Origin of the sequence: Parabacteroides sp. TM07-1AC, assembly GCF_003480915.1 — a bacterium.
Taxonomy (GTDB): Bacteria; Bacteroidota; Bacteroidia; order Bacteroidales; family Tannerellaceae; genus Parabacteroides; species Parabacteroides chongii.
In genome coordinates, this window is sequence record NZ_QUKD01000012.1 from 91,423 (window position 1) to 115,664 (window position 24,242).

Annotated in this window: 24 protein-coding genes; 12 read left to right on the forward strand and 12 right to left on the reverse strand. The window is 42.9% G+C overall.

The window, feature by feature from the left end:
• Positions 1-19: 19 nt before the first annotated feature.
• Together DXD68_RS20440 and DXD68_RS20445 are read left to right on the forward strand one after the other, a co-directional pair.
• Positions 20-1,324, forward strand: a complete 1,305-nt coding sequence (locus tag DXD68_RS20440; protein ID WP_122363345.1) for an anaerobic C4-dicarboxylate transporter family protein — start codon at positions 20-22, stop codon at positions 1,322-1,324.
• A 114-nt stretch (positions 1,325-1,438) separates the two neighbouring features.
• Entirely contained in the window at positions 1,439-1,798 is a 360-nt protein-coding gene (locus DXD68_RS20445; protein WP_122363346.1) for a thioredoxin family protein, read from the forward strand.
• Positions 1,799-1,813: 15 nt separating this feature from the next.
• Here the strand turns inward: DXD68_RS20445 and DXD68_RS20450 are convergent, their stop codons facing one another.
• Entirely contained in the window at positions 1,814-2,464 is a 651-nt protein-coding gene (locus DXD68_RS20450) for a DUF5715 family protein (RefSeq protein ID WP_122363347.1), read from the reverse strand.
• 106 nt (positions 2,465-2,570) lie between these two features.
• Between DXD68_RS20450 and DXD68_RS20455 the strand changes: the two genes are divergently transcribed.
• From DXD68_RS20455 to DXD68_RS20480, 6 genes are all read left to right on the forward strand, one after another.
• Positions 2,571-2,819: a hypothetical protein gene (locus DXD68_RS20455; protein WP_122363438.1), complete on the forward strand. Its 249-nt coding sequence runs from the start codon at positions 2,571-2,573 to the stop codon at positions 2,817-2,819.
• Positions 2,804-3,118 carry a type II toxin-antitoxin system RelE/ParE family toxin gene (locus DXD68_RS20460; RefSeq protein ID WP_122363348.1) on the forward strand — a complete coding sequence of 105 codons (315 nt, stop codon included), beginning with the start codon at positions 2,804-2,806 and terminating at the stop codon, positions 3,116-3,118. The genes DXD68_RS20455 and DXD68_RS20460 overlap by 16 nt, the downstream gene beginning before the upstream one ends.
• Before the next feature lie 118 nt (positions 3,119-3,236).
• On the forward strand, positions 3,237-4,241 hold the full coding sequence (locus DXD68_RS20465; RefSeq protein ID WP_122363349.1) for a PhoH family protein: 1,005 nt from the start codon (positions 3,237-3,239) through the stop codon (positions 4,239-4,241).
• 13 nt (positions 4,242-4,254) lie between these two features.
• Complete coding sequence (locus tag DXD68_RS20470; protein ID WP_122363350.1) at positions 4,255-5,205, forward strand: phosphoribosylaminoimidazolesuccinocarboxamide synthase; 951 nt, start codon at positions 4,255-4,257, stop codon at positions 5,203-5,205.
• A 6-nt stretch (positions 5,206-5,211) separates the two neighbouring features.
• Positions 5,212-6,006 carry a bifunctional demethylmenaquinone methyltransferase/2-methoxy-6-polyprenyl-1,4-benzoquinol methylase UbiE gene (ubiE, locus tag DXD68_RS20475; protein WP_122363351.1) on the forward strand — a complete coding sequence of 265 codons (795 nt, stop codon included), beginning with the start codon at positions 5,212-5,214 and terminating at the stop codon, positions 6,004-6,006.
• 19 nt (positions 6,007-6,025) lie between these two features.
• Positions 6,026-6,769, forward strand: coding sequence for a shikimate dehydrogenase family protein (locus DXD68_RS20480; RefSeq protein ID WP_122363352.1), 744 nt, complete (start codon positions 6,026-6,028; stop codon positions 6,767-6,769).
• Positions 6,770-7,098: 329 nt separating this feature from the next.
• Here DXD68_RS20480 and DXD68_RS20485 read toward each other — a convergent pair whose 3' ends face one another.
• Both DXD68_RS20485 and DXD68_RS20490 read right to left on the reverse strand, forming a co-directional pair.
• A complete protein-coding gene (locus DXD68_RS20485) occupies positions 7,099-7,863 on the reverse strand; it encodes a TIGR03915 family putative DNA repair protein (protein WP_122363353.1) in 765 nt (254 codons plus the stop codon).
• 63 nt (positions 7,864-7,926) lie between these two features.
• Entirely contained in the window at positions 7,927-9,192 is a 1,266-nt protein-coding gene (locus DXD68_RS20490; protein WP_122363354.1) for a putative DNA modification/repair radical SAM protein, read from the reverse strand.
• A gap of 67 nt (positions 9,193-9,259) precedes the next feature.
• Here DXD68_RS20490 and DXD68_RS20495 point away from each other — a divergent pair, with 67 nt between their 5' ends.
• The gene (locus tag DXD68_RS20495; protein ID WP_122363355.1) at positions 9,260-10,087 is read left to right on the forward strand and encodes a helix-turn-helix domain-containing protein; all 828 of its coding nucleotides are present in this window, start codon (positions 9,260-9,262) and stop codon (positions 10,085-10,087) included.
• On the opposite strand, the gene DXD68_RS20500 is transcribed toward DXD68_RS20495, so the two are convergent.
• Positions 10,082-11,296, reverse strand: coding sequence for a multidrug effflux MFS transporter (locus DXD68_RS20500; protein WP_122363356.1), 1,215 nt, complete (start codon positions 11,294-11,296; stop codon positions 10,082-10,084). The two genes, DXD68_RS20495 and DXD68_RS20500, sit on opposite strands and share 6 nt — an antisense overlap.
• A 195-nt stretch (positions 11,297-11,491) precedes the next feature.
• Here DXD68_RS20500 and DXD68_RS20505 point away from each other — a divergent pair, with 195 nt between their 5' ends.
• Complete coding sequence (locus tag DXD68_RS20505) at positions 11,492-12,655, forward strand: glycosyltransferase (RefSeq protein WP_122363357.1); 1,164 nt, start codon at positions 11,492-11,494, stop codon at positions 12,653-12,655.
• A gap of 3 nt (positions 12,656-12,658) precedes the next feature.
• On the opposite strand, the gene DXD68_RS20510 is transcribed toward DXD68_RS20505, so the two are convergent.
• The 8 genes from DXD68_RS20510 to DXD68_RS20545 all read right to left on the reverse strand — a co-directional run bounded on the left by DXD68_RS20510 (position 12,659) and on the right by DXD68_RS20545 (position 21,244).
• On the reverse strand, positions 12,659-13,903 hold the full coding sequence (locus tag DXD68_RS20510; RefSeq protein WP_122363358.1) for an ABC transporter permease: 1,245 nt from the start codon (positions 13,901-13,903) through the stop codon (positions 12,659-12,661).
• 84 nt (positions 13,904-13,987) lie between these two features.
• On the reverse strand, positions 13,988-15,187 hold the full coding sequence (locus tag DXD68_RS20515; RefSeq protein ID WP_122363359.1) for a pyridoxal phosphate-dependent aminotransferase: 1,200 nt from the start codon (positions 15,185-15,187) through the stop codon (positions 13,988-13,990).
• A 141-nt stretch (positions 15,188-15,328) separates the two neighbouring features.
• Positions 15,329-16,225 carry a YitT family protein gene (locus tag DXD68_RS20520; protein WP_122363360.1) on the reverse strand — a complete coding sequence of 299 codons (897 nt, stop codon included), beginning with the start codon at positions 16,223-16,225 and terminating at the stop codon, positions 15,329-15,331.
• 145 nt (positions 16,226-16,370) lie between these two features.
• Entirely contained in the window at positions 16,371-16,724 is a 354-nt protein-coding gene (locus DXD68_RS20525) for a hypothetical protein (protein ID WP_122363361.1), read from the reverse strand.
• 116 nt (positions 16,725-16,840) lie between these two features.
• Positions 16,841-17,365: a DinB family protein gene (locus DXD68_RS20530; RefSeq protein WP_122363362.1), complete on the reverse strand. Its 525-nt coding sequence runs from the start codon at positions 17,363-17,365 to the stop codon at positions 16,841-16,843.
• A gap of 64 nt (positions 17,366-17,429) precedes the next feature.
• Positions 17,430-18,110 carry an RNA polymerase sigma factor gene (locus DXD68_RS20535; protein ID WP_122363363.1) on the reverse strand — a complete coding sequence of 227 codons (681 nt, stop codon included), beginning with the start codon at positions 18,108-18,110 and terminating at the stop codon, positions 17,430-17,432.
• A 6-nt stretch (positions 18,111-18,116) separates the two neighbouring features.
• Positions 18,117-19,292: an MFS transporter gene (locus DXD68_RS20540; protein WP_122363364.1), complete on the reverse strand. Its 1,176-nt coding sequence runs from the start codon at positions 19,290-19,292 to the stop codon at positions 18,117-18,119.
• A gap of 68 nt (positions 19,293-19,360) precedes the next feature.
• On the reverse strand, positions 19,361-21,244 hold the full coding sequence (locus tag DXD68_RS20545; RefSeq protein WP_122363365.1) for an ABC-F family ATP-binding cassette domain-containing protein: 1,884 nt from the start codon (positions 21,242-21,244) through the stop codon (positions 19,361-19,363).
• 291 nt (positions 21,245-21,535) lie between these two features.
• Between DXD68_RS20545 and DXD68_RS20550 the strand changes: the two genes are divergently transcribed.
• Together DXD68_RS20550 and DXD68_RS20555 are read left to right on the forward strand one after the other, a co-directional pair.
• Positions 21,536-21,877: a nucleotide pyrophosphohydrolase gene (locus DXD68_RS20550; protein WP_122363366.1), complete on the forward strand. Its 342-nt coding sequence runs from the start codon at positions 21,536-21,538 to the stop codon at positions 21,875-21,877.
• Positions 21,874-24,237, forward strand: a complete 2,364-nt coding sequence (locus DXD68_RS20555) for a DNA/RNA helicase domain-containing protein (protein WP_122363367.1) — start codon at positions 21,874-21,876, stop codon at positions 24,235-24,237. The genes DXD68_RS20550 and DXD68_RS20555 overlap by 4 nt, the downstream gene beginning before the upstream one ends.
• The last annotated feature ends 5 nt before the right edge of the window (positions 24,238-24,242 follow it).

Sequence of the window (24,242 nt, forward strand, 5' to 3'; positions counted from 1 at the left end):
CAATAACAAGTTACTGAATATGTTAATTCAACTAGCATTCGTATTAATTGCAATTATAATCGGAGCTCGCCTTGGTGGTATCGGGCTTGGTGTTTTAGGTGGGCTCGGGCTTGCCGTACTGACTTTTGTCTTCGGGCTCGAACCAACTTCTCCTCCTATCGACGTGATGTTGATGATCGTAGCCGTCATCGCTGCAGCCAGTTGCATGCAGGCAGCCGGTGGCCTGGACCTGATGGTGAAATGGGCAGAAAAACTTCTTCGTAAGAATCCTTCCAAAATTACAATATTAAGCCCGCTGGTTACCTATGTTTTCACATTCATTGCCGGGACAGGGCATGTGGCTTACTCGGTTTTACCCGTTATCGCAGAAGTGGCGACCGAAACGAAAATACGTCCGGAACGCCCGCTAGGTATTGCCGTGATCGCTTCACAGCAAGCTATTACAGCCAGTCCGATCTCTGCTGCTACCGTGGCTCTGTTAAGTATGCTGGTGGGACAAGGGTTCAATGTGACTTTATTCGATATTCTGATGATCTCCGTACCCTGTACGCTGGCAGGCGTGCTGGCTGGTGCTTTCTATTCCCTGCGTGTCGGTAAAGAGCTGGAAGACGATCCTGAATTTAAAAGACGTATTGCAGAAGGTGAATTCACAACCCAAAAGTATGAGTTGAAAGATGTAAAGAATCAGAAAGCGGCCGGCTGGTCGGTTATCATATTTATCCTGGCGACTATCGGCATCATCCTGTTCGGTTCCATCGAAAGTATCCGTCCGACATTCAACGGCCAGTCTCTGTCGATGGCTTACATTATCGAGATATTGATGTTGTCGGCTGCCGCCATTATCCTGCTGGCAACCCGGACAGACGGGATCAAAGCTGTTCAGGGTTCGGTCTTTTCTGCCGGTATGCAGGCTGTTGTCGCCATCTTCGGTATTGCCTGGATGGGCGATACGTTTATCGGAGGGAATATGGCGGAGCTGAAAGGCTCGATTGAACAAATCGTTACCGAAATGCCTTGGTTATTCGGGATCGCCCTGTTTCTGATGTCTATCCTGCTATTCAGCCAGGCGGCAACCGTACGTGCTTTATTGCCGCTGGGAATCGCTTTGGGAATATCTCCTTATATGTTGATCGCCCTTTTCCCTGCCGTGAACGGTTACTTTTTCATACCGAACTACCCGACAGTCGTAGCTGCGATCAATTTTGACCGTACAGGAACCACCCATATCGGGAAATATATCCTGAATCACTCTTTTATGATCCCCGGATTGATCGCGACAGGAGTTTCCGTAATGCTAGGTTTACTCCTTATACAGCTATTTTAATATACAGAGGCAGTAAAGCAATCCGGTAAAATTGACAAATATATTAGACATTTTGCTATCTCATCGCTTCTGAATCTTGTATAATTTTGCACTGTAAATAAAAACAATGAGCATATGAAACCAGTAGAATTGACAAAAGCAGATTTCATTCAGAAAGTTGGTAATTTTGAAGCAGATCCGAAAGATTGGAAATATATAGGAGACAAACCTTGTATCGTGGACTTCCAGGCACCGTGGTGCGGTTACTGCAAACGCCTGGATCCAATATTGGATGAGTTCGCAGAAACATACGATGGAAAACTGACTATCTATAAAGTGAATGTAGATAATGAGGAAGCTCTGGAGACGGCATTCAATATCCGTACCATCCCGACACTTCTTATCTGCAAACCGGACGGGACAAAAGAATTCATGCTCGGTACAATGCCCAAGCATGAGTTAAAAAAGATCATTGAAGAAAATATCCTGAAATAAGATTCACACAGTCTGTTATTTACGGACTGTGATATGAAAACAGCCTTGCTTGCGTTCGTGCTTGATATAACAGCGTTCAGCCTTTCGCTGATCGCGGAGCACAGACGCAAGTACCATTTTCAGACGGTCGCTATCGATATTCAATGTATCCTTTTCGTCTATTTTGGTGTAACGAACCCAAGATATATCAAAAGTAGTACCATAGCGGTGGGCTGAATTCATGGAAGCGTTATAGTTACGTTTTCCTAATTTCTTCACGTCATCGACCGTACGGGTAACGCTTGTCACCTTTACTTTATAGATGGAAGCATTCAGGTTATAAAGGGAATCCTGAAAATTACGTCCGATATCTTCCAGTAATGTAGCAGCTTCGGGGATGAGATAAGGGATGGAATGTTTCAATTCTTCCACTTCATAATAATCACAGGTCTTGATCTCTTTCATTTTTTTAGAGGCATGTTCGGCATCATCCCGGTTACTGATAGGTTCTATCCCTATTTTCTGCGCTACCGCCAACTGAACATCATTCAAGTCATTAAAGTCCCGGTTATAGCTACCATTATACCAAATAGTTTTCAACTCACCCCGCTTTTCCTTGCAAGAAGAAAAAGCACAAACAGCCAGCAATACGGCCACCAAACTTATTGTATTTATAAATAATTTCATCCTTTTTGATTTTGGGAAACAAAAATAAGAAAAATAACAGACTTAACAGGATAAGAGAAAAAAGATTTCGTACTTTTGTAAACAGCATAAATAAAAGAATATGGATATGAGTACTTTAGAACTAAGACTTTCACTGATTGAACAATTGACTCAAATCGATGATGAGCAGTTGTTGCACAAGATCAAAAATCTTATCAGCCAGCACACAGGCAAGAAAGCCGAACGCCTGCCGGCACAAATGACGGTAGATGAGCTGAAAGAGGTGTTGAAGAAATCTATAGAAGAATCCAAACAAGGATTAGGCATGACTTCCGATGAATTACGAAAAAGACATCCTCTATGCCAACAAGATTAAAGTGGTTACCACAAGCTATTACCTTACTTGAAAATATTTACGGTTATTACAGTAAGAGGAGTGAACGCTCTGCCGTTCGCTTATATAACAGAATCATTGATTCTGCTGAACCGTTAAAGACATTCCCTCACGCAGGACCTCTCGAACCTTTATTAAAGGATTTTCCACAGAATTTTCATTCGTTTGTTGTCGAAAAACATTATAAGCTGATCTATACAATCAGCCCCGACCTCATCGAAATACATGCCATATGGGATTGCAGGCAAGACGACTGGAAACTTAAAGAAATGTTCCGATAGTTATTCTCAAAAAAAAGCCCGAATCTATTTAGGAGACAAAGAATATTACTAATTTTGCGTACCTAAATAATAGATGGGATAAAAACATAAAAATTATAAGGAAAAAGGAAAAGAACGGATGATAGAACGAATATATATTCTGGAAAGCGTAGACCCGGTTATTTTTTACGGAGTGAACAATGCGAACATGCAGCTTATCAAAACACTGTTTCCCAAGCTTCGCATCGTTGCCCGAGGAAATGTGATGAAAGTAATCGGAGACGAAGATGAATCCGAACTGTTCCTGAAGAAAATCCGGGAAGTCGAGAAATACTGCGAGGAGTTCAATTCCCTGACCGAAGATGTCATACTCGACATTATCAAAGGTAAAACCCCGACCGTCGTTAAACAGGAGAACCTGATCATCCACGGAATGAATGGGAAAGCAATCGTTGCCCGTACCGAAAACCAGCAATTACTCGTGAAAGCATTCGAAGAGAACGACCTGGTATTTGCCACCGGTCCGGCTGGGACAGGCAAGACTTTCGTTGCGATCGCCCTGGCCGTAAAAGCATTAAAGAACAAAGAAATAAGGAAGATCATCCTGAGCCGACCTGCCGTCGAAGCCGGCGAGAAGCTGGGATTCCTTCCGGGAGAGATGAAAGACAAGCTCGATCCGTATCTCCAGCCGTTGTACGATGCCCTGCAGGATATGATACCGGGAGCGAAACTCAAAGAATATATGGAAAATAACGTGATTCAGATCGCTCCACTGGCTTTTATGCGCGGACGTACGCTGAACGATGCTGTTATTATCCTCGATGAAGCACAAAATACGACTACGCACCAGATCAAGATGTTCCTCACCCGCCTGGGTATGAATGCTAAAATGATCATTACCGGTGACGTAACGCAGATCGACCTTCCTCCCACAGCGACTTCCGGACTCGTGCAGGCCATGCAGATACTGAAAGGCGTAAAAGGGATCGGTAAGATTGAATTTGATAAGAAAGATATCGTACGCCATAAACTGGTGCAACGCATCGTCGAAGCGTACGATAAATTCGACGAAAAGAAAAAAGCAGCGCATGCCGCCGCTAAGACAACAACAGAAAAGAACAACAAACTATCAGAAAACAATTAAAAATAAATTGGTCATGAAGAAGGCGTTAGTTAAAACAGATTACAATTTCCCGGGACAAAAGAGTGTCTATCATGGTAAAGTACGCGACGTGTACAATATCAATGACGAAGTATTGGTGATGGTCGCAACCGACCGTATTTCAGCTTTCGACGTAGTATTGCCGGAAGGTATTCCTTACAAAGGCCAGATGTTGAACCAAATTGCTGCCAAATTCCTTGACGCGACCACCGACATTTGCCCGAACTGGAAAATGGCTTCACCCGACCCAATGGTTACCGTTGGTGTGCAGTGCGAAGGTTTCCCTGTTGAAATGATCGTACGCGGTTACCTTTGCGGTAGCGCATGGCGTGCTTACAAAAGCGGTGTACGCGAAATCTGCGGTGTGAAACTGCCGGAAGGTATGCGCGAAAACCAGCGTTTCCCGGAACCTATCATCACCCCGACAACGAAAGCTGCCATCGGTGCTCACGACGAAGATATCTCCAAAGAAGAAATCCTGAAACAGGGACTTGTTTCTGAAGCCGACTACGCCGTTCTTGAAAAATATACAATAGAGCTCTTCAAACGTGGTACAGAGATCGCAGCCGGACGCGGACTGATCCTGGTCGATACCAAATATGAATTCGGTCACCGTGACGGTAAGATCTACCTGATCGATGAGATCCATACACCGGACTCTTCCCGTTATTTCTATTCAGAAGGTTACGAAGACCGTTTCGCCAAAGGTGAACCGCAGAAACAGCTGTCTAAAGAATTCGTTCGCGAATGGTTGATGGATAACGGCTTCCAGGGTAAAGCAGGCCAGGTGGTTCCTGAAATGACTCCGGCTATCGTCGAAGGTATCAGCGACCGCTACATCGAGCTGTTCGAACATATCACCGGCGAAAAATTCGTGAAAGGCGATACAGACGACTTGCTTGCACGTATCGAAAAGAACGTTACAGATTATCTGAACAATAAATAAGAATGTATGAAGTACGGTTCGGAACAGATTTTACCTTACAACAGGGAAGAACAAAAGAGCACACAAGTCAGACGTATGTTCGACTCGATTGCAGGCACCTATGATCTGCTGAACCATACGCTCTCGTTCGGAATTGATAAAATATGGCGCAGGAAAGGTATCGCTTTCCTGCGTCCTTTTTCTCCGAAGTCGATACTGGATATCGCAACCGGAACAGGCGACCTGGCCATCTCCATGCAAAAGAAACTGAAGGCGGACCGGATCATCGGCGCCGACATTTCGGAAGGTATGATGCAGGTCGGACGTGAGAAAGTGGTCCGTGCCGGTCTTTCGGAGCATATCTCGTTCGAACAACAAGACTGTACGGCGCTTACTTATCCGGACAATTCGTTCGATGCCGTTACTGCCGCATTCGGAGTACGTAACTTTGAAAATATAGAACAAGGGATAGCAGAGATGTTCAGGGTCCTGAAACCCGGCGGCCATCTCATGATCCTGGAGCTTTCCACCCCGGAACATTTTCCGATGAAACAGCTCTACCCTATTTATTCAAAGACGATCATTCCTTTTATAGGCCGGTTGTTCTCAAAAGAAAAAGCGGCATACAGTTATTTGCCGGAATCCATCAAGGTCGTTCCTCAAGGAAAGGTCATGGAAGAACTACTCGCCCGTCAAGGTTTTACACAGGCGAAAGCACGCACCTTTACCTTTGGAATTTGTTCATTATATACAGCCAGTAAGGACAGTTCGCCCAGTAAGGGCAGTAGTAAGGGCAGTTCGCGAACTGCCCCTACAATTTAAACATAAAAAGAAGAAGGTTATGCAGAAATATGGTTTATTGGGATATCCACTCGGGCATTCATTTTCCAAAACTTATTTCAACCAAAAGTTTGAGGCGGAAAAGATAGATGCTCAATATGTAAATTTCGAGATTCCGAACATCAAAGAGATAAAGAATGTTCTGAAAGAGAATCCCGAATTAAAAGGTTTGAACGTTACGATCCCTTATAAAGAACAGGTGATCCCTTATCTGGACGAGCTGGATGAAGATGCACGCCTGATCGGTGCCGTCAACGTGATCAAGTTTACAAAAGGTCTTTTCGGAAGAACAAAGCTGATCGGTTACAATTCCGATATCATCGGTTTCAAGCAATCGATCGAACCTTTCCTGAACGAAACGCACCGGAAAGCCCTGATCCTCGGAACAGGCGGAGCTTCAAAGGCAGTCTTCCAGGGATTGAAACAACTGGGAGTCGGCGCTACTTTAGTCTCACGCAAGCCGAAAGAATTTTGCATTACCTATGAGGAGATCACAGCCAAAACGATGGAACAATACACGGTTATTGTCAATACGACTCCGCTCGGAATGTTCCCTAATATCAATGATTGCCCTGATATTCCCTACGATCTGCTCACCCCTGACCATCTGTTATACGACCTGCTGTATAATCCGGATGAAACACTTTTCATGAAGAAAGGAAAAGAAAAAGGAGCTGTCGTCAAAAACGGACTTGAGATGCTGTTGTTGCAGGCATTTGCCGGCTGGGAAATCTGGCAGAAATAAAAAACTGAAAAACAACTATCATACTATCACAAACAGTCAAGTACGCTTTGATATTTAAAGGATAAAACCAATGATAGTTAGTATGATAGTACTATTTTCAACCATCATACTATCACAAAACTACCCGACAAAGTTGGTGATGTATATATCTTATTATTAACAACATAGTTAGATATCTTTCTTGAGACCCGGGTCTCTATACCCTTCACACCCGGGTCTTAGCATCGTTCACATCCGGATGTAAAAGAGGGCAAAATGGGGGTCTAAACAAGAAGAACAAGCTATTTGCACGAAAAAAACAGCTTTATTCAGGCAAAAAAGATAGGATGCTATTGCTTTTCCGTCATATACTTCCAGAAACGGACAGGCATATGCTGGCGGTGCAGCTTCGGATTGATACGTTCTTTGATGGCAATCGTCTTGAAATACTCTTTCCACATCTGCTGGAACAGTTTCTCATCTTTATCCATCAGGCTCTCATTGAGGAAGCCGGATAACAGATGCTCTTCCTTTTGTTCGAAACGAACCTCGATCGTCTCTTTCAGATCATAATAATAGCCATACTCCCGGCGCATATCATAGATCAGCCATTTCTGATCGCCGAAACGATCGTTCAGATACGGAAGGACAAGCGGCAATACATTATATATAGGCTCGACGGCAGAGAAGTAAGTGCCATCCAATGCCTTTTGGAAACGGAGAAACTGCATGATGCGGAGACGTTCGTTGCTTACTTTCTTCCAAACCTTGGATATCTGTAGTACATCAGGATCACCGAAATTCATCTCAATAGATTTCGAATGGTCAAGCGCCTTGCGGATATAGCGGAACAACAGCATGTCGACCTCCGGCAGCTCCGACAGCCAGGAGACTGTCAGCCCCGACAGGGATAGTTTCGACACCTTCTTTTCAAGCCCTTTCCAAACCCGGTCCGCCTTTTTCTTGTCGGAATAAATCGTCACCGTTTCCTCGCAGAACAGAGGTAACGGCTCGCCCTCCGCCAGCAGCACATCGGGAAAAGACTTCCGGACGTAAGCGTCGAAGACGGCAGTCAGTAATCCCTCGAAAGTTTTGTCATATATAAAAGCAATCACAATATGTCCTGTTTCAATTCACGCATCCGTAAAAAATGCTACATTTCTACCTCTACATCACGTTCACAATACATCCTGAAATTGAATTGTTAGTTGACGGTCGTCCAGTTTCCTGCCTTTTTTCTGCGTCAGGATATGGCGTACATTCTCCGGTGTCAGTTCGTTTACCGTCCGCATCGCCAGCTCATGGCAGGTGATGAAGTATTGCGCTTTCTTCATCACGACCCCGATCTTTTTCAATTGTTCCGATCCCAAACGGGAATAGCGGCGGGAGACAACGATCATCTTCGCCGATTTTACCCCGATACCGGGTACACGGAGAAGCAATTCATAGTCCGCCTTATTGATATCGACCGGAAACATATGCGGGTTCCGCAGTGCCCACGATAACTTCGGATCGACCTCCAGATCCAGTTCCGGATAAGCATCGTTCACGATCTCATCCACCTTAAACTCATAAAAACGCAACAACCAATCCGCCTGATACAAGCGGTTTTCCCTCACCAAAGGCGGTTGCTTCAATGCCGGAAGCCGGTTATCATAATCATTCACAGGAATAAACCCCGAATAATAAACACGTTTCATCGTCGGACGCTGATAAAGGGCGGACGACAAACGGAGAATATCCTTGTCCGTATCGGCTGTCGCTCCGACAATCATCTGCGTGCTTTGCCCGGCAGGAGCAAAACGAGGAGCATGCCGGAAACGTTTCCTCTCCTCCGCACTTTGTAATACCCCCTGCTGAATGTAACGCATCGGGGTAAAGACGCTCTTAAAGTCCTTTTCCGGAGCAAGAGCCTGCAAACTTTTCTCATTGGGTATCTCGATATTCACGCTGAGACGGTCGGCATACAATCCGGCTTCATTCACCAGTTCCTGGCTGGCTCCGGGAATGCTCTTCATATGGATATAGCCGTTGAAACGGTGTATCAGACGCAGGTCTTTCACGACACGTACCAAACGCTCCATCGTATAATCCGGACTACGGACCACACCCGAACTCAGAAAGAGCCCTTCTATATAATTCCTCCGGTAAAACTCGATCGTCAGATTGACCAGCTCCGTCACGGAAAGCGTCGCCCGGGGCAGGTCGTTGCTCCGACGGTTGATGCAGTAGGCGCAATCATACATACAATAATTGGTCAACATGATCTTCAGCAGGGAAATACATCGCCCGTCTTCCGCAAAACTATGGCAAATCCCCCACCCAGCCGCACTTCCGACCATTCCTTTCTTTCCGGAACGGGTTGTGCCGCTTGACGCGCAGGATACATCATACTTAGCTGATTCTGCTAATATTTTCAGTTTTTCGAGAACAGTTTCATTCATATTTCAGGAGGATATACTATACAAAAATAAGGATTAAAAAGCTATCTTTGCGATAAAACAGAGTGAAATGTTCTTAGATAATATTCCCGTACATAACCTGGATGAAACGGACTTCTTTGTCGTCGAACGGATTGAGAATTGCGCGCCTTTGAATTTCAGAGGATCGCATCGGCATAATTTCTACGAACTGTTATTCTTCACGGAAACGGGAACAGACGAGAGCCACAGCATCGACTTTATCGAATACCCTTTACAGTCCAATCAGCTTTACCTGCTCCGCCCGGGACAAGTACATACGATGAAACTAAAAGGACAAATGGGATTCCTGTTTGCCATCAATCCCGATTATTTCGAGCGCCTCTGCCTCCATATCGAGAGTTATGCAGATCATACATTTCCCAGCATGCTTCTTCTCCCGGAGAAAGAAACCTCAGCGATCCGCCAAATCGCCCGTCTGATCTACACCGAACATGAAGGACTGCACCGGAAAAGCCTGCTCAACTCATACATGCACGCTTTGATCACCCATCTGCTATTATTATACACCGATACCCGGGTCGACCAGGATATACGCGTCAGTAAAGTCTTGTCCCTGATAGACAAACATTATATCAACGAGCGCTCCACCGACTTCTATGCCCGCGAAGTAAACCTCAGCAACAAACGGATGAACGAGCTTACAAAAAAGGCCGTTGGCCACACAGTCAAACAACTGATAGATCAACGGCTATTACTGGAAGCCAAACGCATGATCAGTTCCGGAGCTTCGAGCTTCAAGGAAATCGCGTTCAGCCTGGGATTCAGCGAAGCATCTTATTTCACCCGCTTCTTCAAGGAGCAAAGTGGCTGTACCCCCGAACAATTCCGGTTATTATTGAAAAAAGACCTGTCATGAACGGACTTTGATCACTGCCAGCCGCCGCCGTGTATCGACAAACAACAACACAAAAGAGGTCAGTCCGCAAACGAACAGCCCGCACATCATCGGCACTACCGAATTATTCTGCAGGAAACTGACTACAGCCGACAGTATTCCGGTAAACAATAATTGCAGGAATCCCATCAATGCCGAAGCCGCCCCGCTGTCTTCCTTAAAATAAGCGAGTCCAAGCGAAGTCGTTGCCGGAAGCAACAACCCGATCGGTATCAGATTCAGGAAAACCAACACCAATAAAGGCACGACAGAAGTCGACACCAACGAAGTCACCACCAGCAATACCCCGATCAGTAGTTGAAAGACAAGCGTATATCTCACCAGCTTCTTCAACGTCATATATTTCAGGAAGAAATTAATAATATAGGTACCGAACATCAACCCCAACGAATTGACTGCGAAAATAATGGCAAACGTATCTCCCGACATTCCGCCCTTTTCCATGATCAGGAACGGAGCATTGGAAACATATACCATCAAACCACCGTAAGCCATACAGCCAATAATCGTATAGACCATGAACGGCCATACTTTCATCACCCGTACATACCCTTTCACCATCTCACGCAACGAAGGTTTCTTCGCTTTCACACCTTCGGGTAAAGGCATCGGCTTACTTTTCGGAAGAAACGCCCAGGTTAGCAGGATAGTACAAGCGCCTAACAACGCCATCGTATTGAAAACCCCGTGCCAATGCCATTGTTTCAACAGCAAATTACCGATAGTCGGAGCAATGACAGGGGCAATACCAGAAATAATCACCAACAAAGAAAATACTTTTGTCCGTTGCTCATTCACAAACAGGTCGTTCACGGCAGCACGTCCGACCACTACGCCGGCACATCCACCGAAAGCCTGAAAGAAACGGATCACCCATAGTTGTTCGATCGAAGTCACATAGATGGAAGCAAACGAACTGACCGTATATAAAGCAGTCGCCAGCAAGATCGGATTTTTCCGTCCGTAATAATCGGAAAGCGATCCCCAAAACAGTTGTCCGATAGCAAAACCAGCCAGGAAGATGGATAAGGATATTTGTACCTCACTCAGAGAAACCTGCAGACTTTCAGCAATATCCGTAAAAGCCGGAAGATAAAGGTCTATACTCAAAGGTTCCAGTGCCGCTAATAAAGAAAGGACCAGAACCACGATTCCCATTTTTCTATTCATCACATTATACCTATTAAAATTACCGCGACAAAAGTACTGTCTTCCTTCCGTCCGCCTTTTACATTAATTGCACATTTACTGGTATAAATGGGAACATTCAGAAAAACAGACGAAACGGGATATTTCTTTTATGAGTGTGGTAATTAGGCAGGAAACATGTACATTTGTACGTTTTTTAAATTTACATCTTCAATAATGAACGACTTACTTATTTTCAACCATATAGAATTGATCTTGGCTTCTACAACAGCCGGTCTTTTCATCATCCAGCTTTTGTATTATCTTGTCACCTATGCCCGCCCGTTGAGACAGGCAAAAAGGAGACAAATGGAGGCAGGACAGGCTAAACCCGCCGTTTCCGTGATTGTCTATGCCAAGAACGAATCGGAGAATCTCAGGAAACATCTTCCGGCTTTGCTGAATCAGAACTATCCGGAATACGAAATTATCGTCGTCAACGACGGCTCCACAGACGAGAGTGACGAGGTTTTAAAAACATTCAAGAACGAATACGACCACCTCTATCATACCTATATCCCGGAAGACGTAAAATACCTGAGCCGCAAAAAACTGGCACTTACCGTCGGTATCAAAGCGGCCAAACACGAGATCCTCCTTTTCACCGAAGCCAATTGCGAACCGATGGGTAAAAACTGGATATCTGCCATGGCACGCAACTATACATCCCAGACAAGCATTATTTTAGGCTTTTGTGCATATGGTCCCCATAAAGGATTTTTCCACAAACTGGTCGCTTATGATAACCTGATAACCGGACTGCAATACATCTCGTCCACCCTTGCCGGAAACCCTTATACCGGAAACGGCCGGAACCTCTCCTACCGGAAAGACTTGTTCTTTGCCCATAAAGGTTATTACAAATCGCTCAGTCTGCATGCCGGAGACGATGATCTGTTCATCAATGAATCCGCCACCAAACAAAACACCTGGGTGGAATACTCGCCGGAAAGCATCACTGAAATGGCAAAGATAGACCGTTTCAGTATGTGGAAAGAAATGAAAGTATCGCGAGCTGCGACCCAGCGTTATTATAAGGGCTGGAACCTGACCTTCTTCAGAATGGAGAGCCTAAGTTATTTCCTGTTCTTTATCGCGGTGATTGCCAGTATCGTATTCGGTATCCTGGGGAACTGGTTAATCTCCATACTGGCGGGCTTACTTTACATAATCCAGTTTTCCAGTAAAGCTGCCATCCTGCATAAATCCGCCAAGCTCCTGCAGCAGAAACCTGTAACAGGCTGGCTGTTTTTATTGGAATTAATCTTGCCCCTGTTCAATTTGTACGTAAGAATATACCGTATATTCAGAGGGAAGAACGACTATACATTCAGACTTTAAATATTACTCGAACCGAATACTCTTGGCCGGGTCGATCTTGGTGATCAGGTAAGACGGGCCGAGCATCATCAGCATGGATGCACATAATGTTCCGATATTCAGCAGAACTAAAGAAAGTATACTCAGATCGATAGGCACTGCATCCAGATAGTACGTAGACGGATCCAGTTTTATGACATGGAAATGAGACTGTATCAGGCAAATAGTAATCCCGATCACATTCCCCCAAAGCATCCCTTTCCCTATCAGGAAGAAAGAGATATAAAGAAATATCTTACGGATACTGGCGTTGTTCTCTCCCAACGCTTTCAGGATTCCGATCATATTGGTCCGCTCCAAAATAATGATCAGCAGACCGGAGATCATGGTGAAACCGGCAACAGCAAATATCAGGATAAGGATAACGACCACATTCACGTCCAACACATCGAGCCAGTTAAATATCATCGGATTCATCTCCTTGATCGAACGGGTAAAATAGGTATTTCCATGACGATCCTGCTTTTCTACTAAATTGAAATACAGGTCTTCCGCTATCTGATCCAGATCGTCGTAATCATCGACAAGCAATTCCAGCCCGCTGACTTCATCTTTCTCCCAACCGTTCAGACGACGTATCTGCTTGATATCCGCCAGGACAAATAACTTGTCGTAATCCATAAAACCGGTCTCGTAAATCCCGGCAATATTGAATTTGCGTGCACGGATATCTTCCTGAATAAAATAAGTCCGAACAGAATCCCCCAGTTTCAGATTTAATAAATCAGCTAAATATCGGGAAACAATGATATCGATCGAACTCTTATCCGGGTTTATCGTCAGTATCTCACCCTCTTTCAAATTATTCCGGAAGAAACTCCAGTCATAATCCGTATCGACACCCTTCAATACGATTCCCTGAAAATCACTGTCTGTTTTCAGAATCCCCATCTTTGTGGCATATGCTTCTATATGCTTGATACCGGGGAACTCCTGAAGCGCCTGAAGCAATGAATCGCTCACTGCTATCGGTGTCGTTTCGTATGAACTGTTATTATCGAAATTGGTGATCTGGATATGAGAACCGAAACCGATCACCTTATTACGGACCTCTTTTTTAAACCCGATTACAATAGCTACCGAAAGAATCATCACCGCCAGCCCGAGCGCAATCCCAATTATGGCAATACGAACAGCAGGAGGTGTAACCTGCCGGTCACCCTCCTTGCTGAAATGAATTCTTTGTGCTATAAATAATTCTAAGCGCATAGCAATTGAAAGTTGAAAATTGAAAATTGAGAATCAGCCTCCTCTCTCTCTAATTTTCAATTTTCAATTCTCCATTTTCAATTATTAAATGACTCTTCCCGGGTATGCTTCCAACGCCTTAGCCAACACAACCAACGCATTTGCCAGATCTTCTTTTTTCAGTACATAAGCAATACGCACTTCATTCTTACCCAGACCAGGCGTTGTATAGAAGCCGGAAGCCGGAGCCATCATGACTGTCTGCCCTTCATATTCAAATTCATCCAGACACCAGGCACAGAACTTATCGGCATCATCCACCGGCAGTTTGGCAACCGTATAAAAAGCTCCCATAGGGATCGGAGAATAGCATCCCGGAATACGATTCAGGCCGTCGATCAGGAATTTACGACGTTCCACATATTCGTTATACACCTCCAGCATATACTCTTCAGGCGTATCCAATGAAGCCTCGGCAATAATCTGTCCGATCAATGGAGGACTCAAACGGGCCTGACACCATTTCATAACATTTTCCTTCACCATCTGGTTCTTCGTGATCAGCGCACCGATACGGATACCGCATTCACTGTAACGCTTAGAAACAGAATCGACCAAGACCACATTATTCTCTATCCCTTTCAAATGAAAAGCAGAGATATAAGGTGCTCCGGTATAACAAAACTCGCGATACACCTCATCCGAGAAAAGGAACAGATCGTACTTCTTCACGATATCACGAATCTGATCCATCTCCTTTTGTGTATAGAGATAACCGGTCGGATTGTTCGGGTTACAAATCAGAATCGCTTTTGTACGCGGTGTGATCAGTTCCTCAAAACGTTCTACGGATGGAAGAGCAAAACCCTCGTCGATAGTGGACGGAACCGTTTTGATCACAGCCCCACTCGAAATGGCAAATGCCATATAGTTGGCATACGCAGGTTCGGGAACGATAATTTCATCCCCCGGATCCAAACAAGCCATAAAAGAGAAGAACACAGCTTCCGAACCACCGGTTGTGATGATTATATCGTCAACATCGACATTGATATTGAATTTCGCATAATATTTAACCAATTTCTCACGGAAACTACGAATCCCTTCACTGGGTGAATATTCCAAAACCTTACGGTCAATACGGCGCATCGCCTCCATCGCGACCTCAGGAGTAGGTAAATCCGGTTGACCGATATTCAGATGGTACACCTTGGTACCCTTTGCCTTAGCCTTATTGGCTAGCGGAACTAGTTTTCTAATGGGGGAAGCCGGCATGTTGACACCCCGCTGTGAGATATTAGGCATTACTTTTTCTATATGTTAGTTTAAAGTTCGGCAAAGATAGGAAATAATTGAAAATTGAAAGTTGAAAATTTAAAATTAATATCGGTTTGCATGTTTTCCCCTCATTTAATTTTCAATTTTCAATAATCATTTCTCAATTCCTCAAATTCCCGGACGGGGTGAATCTTTGCTGGCATGCATAGTCGAGATAAACGCATGCGGATCTATCTCTTTAATCTCGTCTTTCAGACGCGGCATATCCTTACGTTCAGCGATAGTGAAAATGATCTCTTTCTCCTGTCCTTCATACATTCCGCGTCCATGCAGGAAAGTACCGCGCATCCCCATCTTGCCGACGATCAGGTCTTTTATTTCCTGTGTTTTCTTCGACACGATAAATACGGCACGGTTCGGATTCTCCGTCTGGAACATTTCAACCACCTTTCCATAGACAAAGATGGCAAACCAGGAATACAAAGGCACTGCCCAATCCTGAAACACGATCAAACCGAGCATTACGATGGCAGAGTCAAGCAATATGATCATATTACTTACTTTCAGGTTGGAATTATTGGCAATGACGCGGGCCAGTACATCAGTCCCCGCACTCGTACTTTGTGCCTTAAAGACGCAAGTCACACCAAGACCCAATATCGCCCCTCCATAGAAACAGGCAATAAAGGTATCATTTTCCACCAGCGGTTCCGTTCCGCAGAAATAAGACAGCGTATCGGTGAAAACGGAGATAAGCACAAATGTCACTATCGTTTTCGGTCCCGAAGAAAGCCCGATTTTTTTCATTGCCAGTATCAGCAACGGCACGTTGAAGCACAAGGCTGTAGCACCCATCGGCAAACCATCAGGAAAAACAGAGAAAACTCCTTTCGTGACATAATGTAAAACAATGGAAATACCATATACCCCACCTGGTACGATTTTATAAGGGGCAAGAAAAAGCACATAGCTCAGTGCCTGGAGAAAAGCTCCGACTACAATAAAAGAATAGTCGAAAACACTGCTTCTCAATGTAGCATTAGAAGGAAAACCTAGTTGTTTCATGATAAGATTAAATCATTATTTGTTCTTTTAAGTATTGCAAAGATAGATAAAAAAAGAAGAGACTACACAAACTAATTGCGTAATCTCTTCTATCTATTTTTAACAACCTCAATCCGGAATTAAACAATCCCGGTACCTTTTATTATTAAAGGCTCAATGCGCGGTTATTATTATTTGTTACATTCAACAATGTTACATATTTGCGATACTGATCGGGAGTCAGAACCTGTTTCATCAATTTCAAGTTCCCATATACAGCCTGATGCATTTTCTTCTGTTGTTTGCTTTCGCTTGAACGAAGGCTTGCACGTTGCATATCAAGGAAATATTCATTTATATTTGCTACTTCATTTGTCTGAGATGGAGTTAATTGTAAATAATAACTCAGTTTTTCAAAGTTAATAGCAAACGGTTCTTTACTCATCTTACGGCTCTCGCGTGCAAAACCTACTGTTGCACATAATAAAATGGCTGCTACAGCCATACCAAAACGTCTCATAATACCTAAACATTTAATTAATAAACCTAAACATGGAGGCCGCTGCCTCCTATCTATCTCTCTTTTTGCGTTCATCTATATAACAGCATGTTTTATAACATTGTTCACGAACAGGTTTATTTATTCATCCAAATGATCGGATATCCCAGTCTCCGCTTGATTTCCTCCATCTCCGCGCTATGCCACATTTCATGTTTGAAGCACCAGGACAATGCCTCATATTTGTTTTCAGCAACCGGATGTCTAAAAGGAATAGGTTCTAACGGAGTATATAAAATATCATCACTTAAACCCGACAGGTTTTCAATACAAATTTCATGAACAGCGTCCAGCTGGCTTTTCAATACGGAAGCTGTTACAACATCCTCTTTGACAGACCGGTGCAACGTACCCATCCCGTTAAACTGTTTATTATATTGCGCCAAAGGAATCACCCGTTTTACTTTTTCATTCAATCCCGTTATCACAGTTATTGCGTGAAAGTTCTGGGCAACGATCAGATGTCCGATCTGCCAGGCGAAGTTTGAATCCGTATTTTCCGGTATGACAAACCATAAATCTTCAGGGAGTTCCGAAACCAGGCGATTGACAAAATTTCTTGCTTCAATGATCTGTTCTCTCAAAAATTCAATTCTACTCATAATGTCTACTTTTTTAAGTTATACATTAATCATTAGTGAACAGAAGAGCAGGATATGTGACAACTCAGTCCAAAAATTTTTCCCAATAATTCTTTCTTGGTAAATCTTTTTCGAATTTCTGATACATATCGGCCAGCCGTATCATTTTCGCTACAGTAGAATATTCTTTGTTCAGATCGATATGGTAAACTTGTTTGCAAATTCGGCATTTACATGTCCCGGCAGGATTATATAACGGACAGGTATCATTCATAAAATGACTGATCTTATTGATAGAACGAGAGGATATTTGTCGGATATTTTCCACCGACATTTCCATAATACGACTGATCTGTTTATGGGAAAGACCTATATTTTCCTTAAAGATGAAGATCAGACGAGCATCATTATTCAAACAGTGATTCAATGCAGTCAGGCACCAGTCACACCTTTCTTTCACCCATTCTTTCCGATCCTCGTCAGAGCCGGAATATTCAATTTCCTCCAATCCTCTGAATTGCTCCAACTTCAGCAGTGTCGCTACCTTTTCATTTTGAGCATACCGTAAAATAGTCCGTTTCGCAACCGTGTAAATCCAGGTAGACAATTCAGAATCTCCATTAAAAGAAGACAGGCTTTTAAAGACTTCATACCAGACTTCCTGTGCTGCCTCTTTCGCAATCTCCCTATTCTGGATCATCCGGTGAGCGATGGTAGCAACCATCCTCCCGTATTGTTCAACTAAATATTTACGATCTAAATCCATAGGTAATCAGTCTATCAGTTTATTCTTCTCATACGATGACCGTACCCAACGCAGATAAACCAGAAGCGACACCAGACAGCAACCCGAACCGACTAAATAAGCTGTTGCCAGATCAGCACGCGAAGCAATAAAACCGGCAGCAAGCATACCGATCCCCACACCGAAATCGAAAGAAGTCAGATAAGTAGAAGTAGCCGTCCCACGCATATGATGTGGAGCAACATTCACAAAAAGACATTGAATAGCCGGTACACAAACACCAAACCCGATACCGATAGCCAAGGCAGAAGCGAAGAAAACAATCTCATTATGGAAAAGGGCAAAAACGGCAAACGAAAGTGTTAGGAACGTCAGTGCACTGATCGACACCAGATGAATCTTTCCGTGATCGACCAAACGTCCGGAAATAAGACGGGCCACTCCGACTCCTATCGCCATGAAAATAAAGAAATAACCCGGATTTGCTACATTGATTTCTTTCCCGTACAACACCACAAAAGAGGTCACCATCCCATAAGGAATAGCACTCAACAGATAGGCCAAAGCCGTCGGCAATGCTTTCACCAGGATAAAACGATCCAGTGAAAAAGTTGGTCTCGGCACTTTCTCCCGCTTAGGATAACGAATCAGACAAACCGAACCGACACCCACCAAAGCGATTACCAATCCGACAAACACCACAGGATGAAAACCGAACCGGTCATAAATAAACACGGCCACCAACGGCGAGAGCGACATTGCCAGGTTGATCGTCAACCCATAAAAGCCCATTCCCTCCCCTCTTCGTTTGGAAGGAATCACATCGATCGCTATGGTATTTCCGGCAACGGAAGTCATTCCCATAAATCCACCCTGAATAAAACGAACTGCCATAATAGTCAACACCGTCGTTGCAAACAAATAACCGGTAAACATACAGGCAAAAACCATAAAGGCAAACAAATATAATGGTTTACGGGAAAAACAATCCACCAGATATCCGGAGAACGGACGAACACATAACAAACCGATCGAATAACTGGAAAGGGCGATTCCCACTTCCGACGGGTTAATCTTCAGAACTTCCACCAAGTAAACCGGCATAGTTGGCATCAACATGTAGAATGAGAAGTTCATCAGGAAATAAGAGATACAACACTGAATGAAATTCCGGTTCCAAAGCACAGGTTTCGTTTCGTTCATATCTTTAGTAATTAAATACGGATGGAAATACTCCCACCCGTACATTATATTATATATGTAATATCGTATTAAGCCAATTCACTTAGCTCCAGCCAACGCATTGTCTTTTCGTCGATTTCTTCAATTACTTTCGCAATACGTTCCGACTTAGTCATCAATTCATCGTTGCTAAGAGTTCCGCTGCTCATTGCCGTTTCCAGTTCAGCTTTTTCGGCTTCAAGCTGCGGTATTTCCGCTTCCAGAGCTTCGAACTCCTTCCGCTCCTTGAAAGTAAGTTTCTTTTTCTGCTCAGGCTGCGGACGGTTATTCTTTTCAGGAGCCGGTGTTTGTTTGGGCTGACGGGCTGCCTCCGCCTCTTTCTCCAACTGATCCTGCACCTCTTTCCAGTCACGGTATTGGGTATAATTACCAGGGAAATCCTTCAAATCGGCATTACCACGGAATACTAACAAGTGATCGACTACTTTATCCATAAAGTAACGGTCGTGCGAAACAACGATTACACACCCCTTAAAGTTACGCAGGTACTCTTCCAATACATTCAAGGTCACGATATCCAGATCATTGGTCGGCTCATCCAGTACCAGGAAGTTCGGGTTGCGCATCAGGACAGTACATAGATATAAACGACGTTTTTCTCCACCACTCAGTTTGTAGACATAGCTATGTTGCTTCTCGGGAGTGAACAGGAAATAATTCAGGAACTGAGAAACACCCAACTTCTTTCCGTCTCCAAGATCGACATATTCGGCTATATCCTGCACGACATCGATCACCTTCATCTGCTCGTCAAACTGCAGACCATCCTGACTGTAATAGCCGAAACGTACAGTTTCGCCGACATCGAAGCGTCCGCTATCCGGTTCCACTTCGCCCATCAGCATTTTAATAAAGGTAGACTTCCCTGTTCCGTTGTTACCTACGATACCCATCTTTTCGTAACGGGCAAAAATATAATTGAAATCTTCTACAATCTTGATACTGCCGAAACTTTTCGTAACATGTTCCGCTTCAAAAATCTTCGAACCGATATAGGATGCTTTCACATCCAGGTTCACATTACCGTTGTCTCGTTGCTGCTTGGCTTTCTTTTCCAGCTCATAAAAAGCATCGATACGATATTTAGCTTTCGTACCGCGTGCCTGCGGCTGGCGGCGCATCCATTCCAACTCTTTACGCAACAGGTTGTTGGCACGTTCCACCTCTGTGTTCATCGTCTCCATCCGTTCCTGACGTTTTTCCAGATAATAGCTGTAATTACCTTTATACTGGTAAATTTGCTGACGGTCTATTTCGATAATCTCGCTGCAGACACGATCCAGGAAATAACGGTCGTGAGTAACCATCAGGATACTTATATTCGCACGGCTCAGATATCCTTCCAGCCATTCGGTCATTTCCAGGTCGAGGTGGTTGGTCGGCTCATCGAGAATGATCAGTTCAGGGTCGGTGATCAGAACGTTAGCCAATGCCACACGTTTCAACTGCCCACCGGACAGATGTTCCACTTTCTGATCGAAGTTTGTGATCTTCAACTGCGAAAGGATCTGTTTGGCACGTTGTTCATAATCCCAGGCTTTCAGGTTATCCATACGCATCAGGATATCCTGCAGGTTGGAATGATCATCGCTGGCCATAGCTTCTTCATACTCAGCGATCAGACGTACCGTCTCATTGGGAGAATAGAAACAAGCCTGCAACACAGTCAACCCTTCCGGATAAACAGGTGTCTGCTCCAGATAACCGACACGCAGGTCGTTGCGGAACACAACTGCCCCATTATCATAATCCTCCTTTCCGGCAATGATATTCAGTAAAGTTGTTTTACCTGTACCGTTCTTTGCAATAAGGCCCACTTTCTGACCTTGTGCAATACCAAATGTAATATCCTCAAAAAGAACCAAATCGCCGAAGCTCTTGGTCAGTCCGTCTATCTGTAAATAACTGATCATACTGCCTTTTATGCTTTAAATGCCGGACAAAGATACAAAAAATAGGCGTTAGGTTACTATTAAAGGTTAAGTGTTCGCAGTTTGCTTAAATAAAGAAACTGTAAATTAAAACAAATTCCTAGTTTTGTAATTCAAAAAACAGGAATAATGAAAAAATACAATAAGACATTATGATATTTTGCTGAAGAGGAAAAATAAGTCACAATACAATTTCCCCGTAAATTTTCTCTTGCTATTATTCTGATAGTTTTATATATTTGTCTTTCAATCAAACCCATTAAAATAAAAGTAATGAAAAATAATCAATCAGATATACAAGAAATTATGGAACAAATTGTTAAGTTCACAAAGGAGAGAGACTGGGATCAGTTCCATAATGGAAAAGATCTAGCTCTGGCTCTGTCTATCGAAGCTTCAGAACTTAACGAAGCTTTTTTATGGAAAGAAGCCGATAGAGCCAATGTCGATAAAATAAAAGAAGAATTAGCAGACATCATGAATTATGCCTTTCTGATTGCTTACAAATATAATCTGGATATTAAAGATATCATTCTTACTAAATTAGCAAAGAATGCAGAAAAATACCCGGTAAATAAATCCAAAGGTAACGCTAAAAAATACAATGAGTTATGATAGTCTATCATGCTTCTAAACAAGGATTCCTAAAAGACGTCTTTAATGGAACTATTGCAGATGAGATAGATCACGCATTTGTTACTCACTTGGGTAGACACACATCTCCTAATGAGGTACAATCATGGAAGAACTCTATGATGCATATGTATAAAGTGATCAATACGCCAAACATTCCTGACTCATCCAATATAGCCATCGAATATCAGATACCACTGACTTCAAAACGTATTGATTTTATCATAGCCGGACTTGATGAAAACAAAAAAGAGAATATTGTCATTATTGAATTAAAACAATGGGAACAAGCCCAATTATCTAATAAGTCCGGAATTGTAAAAACACGTTTCCAACATGGAGAAAGCGAAACAGCACATCCATCATATCAAGCATGGTCATATGCTTATATGCTGATCAACTATAACGAATTAGTCAGGGAACGGCAAATAATACTTTCCCCATGTGCATTTTTACATAACTACAGTCCGGATAATATCATTACAAATCCATGCTATGAAGAGTTCATCCAAAAAGCACCTGTTTTCTTAAAGTCAAATGCCCAACAGTTGCAAGACTTTATCAAAAAACATATTAAATATGGTGCAAAAGATGATATTGTCTGGATGGTAGATAAAGGGAAACTAAGACCATCCAAACAATTAGCAGACGCTTTAACTTCTATGCTACAAGGCAATCAGGAATTTGTATTACTGGACGATCAAAAGATTGTATATGAAACGGCGTTAGAACTGGCTCGAACCTCCATATCGACTGGTAAAAAACAAGTATTAATAATTGAAGGAGGTCCGGGTACAGGAAAAAGTGTCGTTGCAATCAATCTCCTGGTACAATTAACAAAAGAAAATTTTTTAACTCAGTATGTTTCAAAAAATGCTGCTCCACGAGAAGTTTATACAATAAAACTGAGTGGTGATTATCAGAAGGAACGCATCAAGAACCTTTTTGTAGGAAGTGGTCGTTTTTATGATGTTCAAGCTGATATATTCGATACTTTAATAGTCGACGAGGCACATCGATTAAACTTGAAAAGCGGATTTTATGGTACTGAAGGGGAAAACCAAATACTTGAAATTATACGTGCTGCAAAATTTTCTGTGTTTTTTGTCGATGACAGACAAAGAATACATATTAAAGATATAGGTTCTAAAAGAGCCATTGAGAAGTATGCAGAATCATTCGGTGCTATAGTGCACACAACCAAACTAAGTTCTCAGTTCCGTTGTAATGGCTCAGACGGTTACCTTAGCTGGTTGGATAATACACTACAAATCAAAGAGACTGCCAATATACACCTCTCTGCGGAAGATTATGATTTCAAAATATTCTCAGATCCCAATGAACTATTTGAAACAATAAAAACAAAAAATAAAAAGAATAATCAGTCCCGGGTTGTAGCTGGTTATTGTTGGGATTGGAATAGTAAAAAAGATTCCGATAGTTTCGATATCGTTATTTCAGAATTCAATTTCAAAAAGAAATGGAATCTGAATTCAGAAAAAACACCTTGGATTATCGGGGAAAAGTCTGTCGATCAGATTGGATGTATACATACCTGCCAGGGTTTGGAACTAGATTACATTGGTATCATAGTCGGTAAAGATATGAGATATGAAAATAATAAAGTAATCACTGATGTTACTCAACGTTCCAAGCACGATCAGTCCGTAAAAGGCTTCAAATCTTTATTAAAAAAAGACAAAGAGCGGGCTTTGCAAGATGCCGATGAGATAATAAAAAATACTTACAGAACTTTAATGACCAGAGGAATGAAAGGTTGCTACGTTTATTTCTGCGACCAAGCTTTAGCTCAACATTTCATGAGTCAATTGCAGCCTCAACAAGAAACAAAAAAGGAGATTCGAATTGAGCCAGAAGTCAACGACAACGTCAAATACATAGACTTTCTCCCACTATATTCTATTAAAGCTGCTTGTGGATATTTTGGTGAAGGAGAAATAGTGGATGAACTTGGCTGGATAAAAGTAGAAGGATTAGGAAAACTAAATAGAAACATGTATGTCGTACAAGCTGTAGGTCGGTCGATGGAACCTGTTATATGCCATAATGACTATTGTGTATTCAGAGCAAATCCGGCAGGAAGTCGACAAGGCAAAATAGTTTTAATCCAACATCATAATTTCTATGATGCCGATTATGCAGGAGGTTATTCCATTAAAACATACAACAGTAAGAAAAAATTTGATGAGTTAGGAAATTGGGAACATGAAGAAATTGTTTTAACCCCTAAAAATCAGGATTACAATCCTATCTTTATTAATGAAGAAGACGCTGAAGATTTTAGAATCATTGGGGAGTTTGAGGGAATCATAAAAGATTAAAACAC

What these genes read in the sequence shown, in the direction of transcription:
- DXD68_RS20550 (WP_122363366.1), top strand. Translation starts at nt 21,536, where the DNA reads ATGAAAAATAATCAATCAGATATACAAGAAATTATGGAACAAATTGTT.
- DXD68_RS20440 (WP_122363345.1), top strand. Translation starts at nt 20, where the DNA reads ATGTTAATTCAACTAGCATTCGTATTAATTGCAATTATAATCGGAGCT.
- DXD68_RS20545 (WP_122363365.1), bottom strand. Translation starts at nt 21,244, where the DNA reads ATGATCAGTTATTTACAGATAGACGGACTGACCAAGAGCTTCGGCGAT.
- DXD68_RS20480 (WP_122363352.1), top strand. Translation starts at nt 6,026, where the DNA reads ATGCAGAAATATGGTTTATTGGGATATCCACTCGGGCATTCATTTTCC.
- DXD68_RS20505 (WP_122363357.1), top strand. Translation starts at nt 11,492, where the DNA reads ATGAACGACTTACTTATTTTCAACCATATAGAATTGATCTTGGCTTCT.
- DXD68_RS20450 (WP_122363347.1), bottom strand. Translation starts at nt 2,464, where the DNA reads ATGAAATTATTTATAAATACAATAAGTTTGGTGGCCGTATTGCTGGCT.
- DXD68_RS20465 (WP_122363349.1), top strand. Translation starts at nt 3,237, where the DNA reads ATGATAGAACGAATATATATTCTGGAAAGCGTAGACCCGGTTATTTTT.
- DXD68_RS20490 (WP_122363354.1), bottom strand. Translation starts at nt 9,192, where the DNA reads ATGAATGAAACTGTTCTCGAAAAACTGAAAATATTAGCAGAATCAGCT.
- DXD68_RS20455 (WP_122363438.1), top strand. Translation starts at nt 2,571, where the DNA reads ATGAGTACTTTAGAACTAAGACTTTCACTGATTGAACAATTGACTCAA.
- DXD68_RS20460 (WP_122363348.1), top strand. Translation starts at nt 2,804, where the DNA reads ATGCCAACAAGATTAAAGTGGTTACCACAAGCTATTACCTTACTTGAA.
- ubiE (WP_122363351.1), top strand. Translation starts at nt 5,212, where the DNA reads ATGAAGTACGGTTCGGAACAGATTTTACCTTACAACAGGGAAGAACAA.
- DXD68_RS20530 (WP_122363362.1), bottom strand. Translation starts at nt 17,365, where the DNA reads ATGAGTAGAATTGAATTTTTGAGAGAACAGATCATTGAAGCAAGAAAT.
- DXD68_RS20540 (WP_122363364.1), bottom strand. Translation starts at nt 19,292, where the DNA reads ATGAACGAAACGAAACCTGTGCTTTGGAACCGGAATTTCATTCAGTGT.
- DXD68_RS20555 (WP_122363367.1), top strand. Translation starts at nt 21,874, where the DNA reads ATGATAGTCTATCATGCTTCTAAACAAGGATTCCTAAAAGACGTCTTT.
- DXD68_RS20470 (WP_122363350.1), top strand. Translation starts at nt 4,255, where the DNA reads ATGAAGAAGGCGTTAGTTAAAACAGATTACAATTTCCCGGGACAAAAG.
- DXD68_RS20500 (WP_122363356.1), bottom strand. Translation starts at nt 11,296, where the DNA reads ATGAATAGAAAAATGGGAATCGTGGTTCTGGTCCTTTCTTTATTAGCG.
- DXD68_RS20520 (WP_122363360.1), bottom strand. Translation starts at nt 16,225, where the DNA reads ATGAAACAACTAGGTTTTCCTTCTAATGCTACATTGAGAAGCAGTGTT.
- DXD68_RS20535 (WP_122363363.1), bottom strand. Translation starts at nt 18,110, where the DNA reads ATGGATTTAGATCGTAAATATTTAGTTGAACAATACGGGAGGATGGTT.
- DXD68_RS20495 (WP_122363355.1), top strand. Translation starts at nt 9,260, where the DNA reads ATGTTCTTAGATAATATTCCCGTACATAACCTGGATGAAACGGACTTC.
- DXD68_RS20515 (WP_122363359.1), bottom strand. Translation starts at nt 15,187, where the DNA reads ATGCCTAATATCTCACAGCGGGGTGTCAACATGCCGGCTTCCCCCATT.
- DXD68_RS20510 (WP_122363358.1), bottom strand. Translation starts at nt 13,903, where the DNA reads ATGCGCTTAGAATTATTTATAGCACAAAGAATTCATTTCAGCAAGGAG.
- DXD68_RS20445 (WP_122363346.1), top strand. Translation starts at nt 1,439, where the DNA reads ATGAAACCAGTAGAATTGACAAAAGCAGATTTCATTCAGAAAGTTGGT.
- DXD68_RS20525 (WP_122363361.1), bottom strand. Translation starts at nt 16,724, where the DNA reads ATGAGACGTTTTGGTATGGCTGTAGCAGCCATTTTATTATGTGCAACA.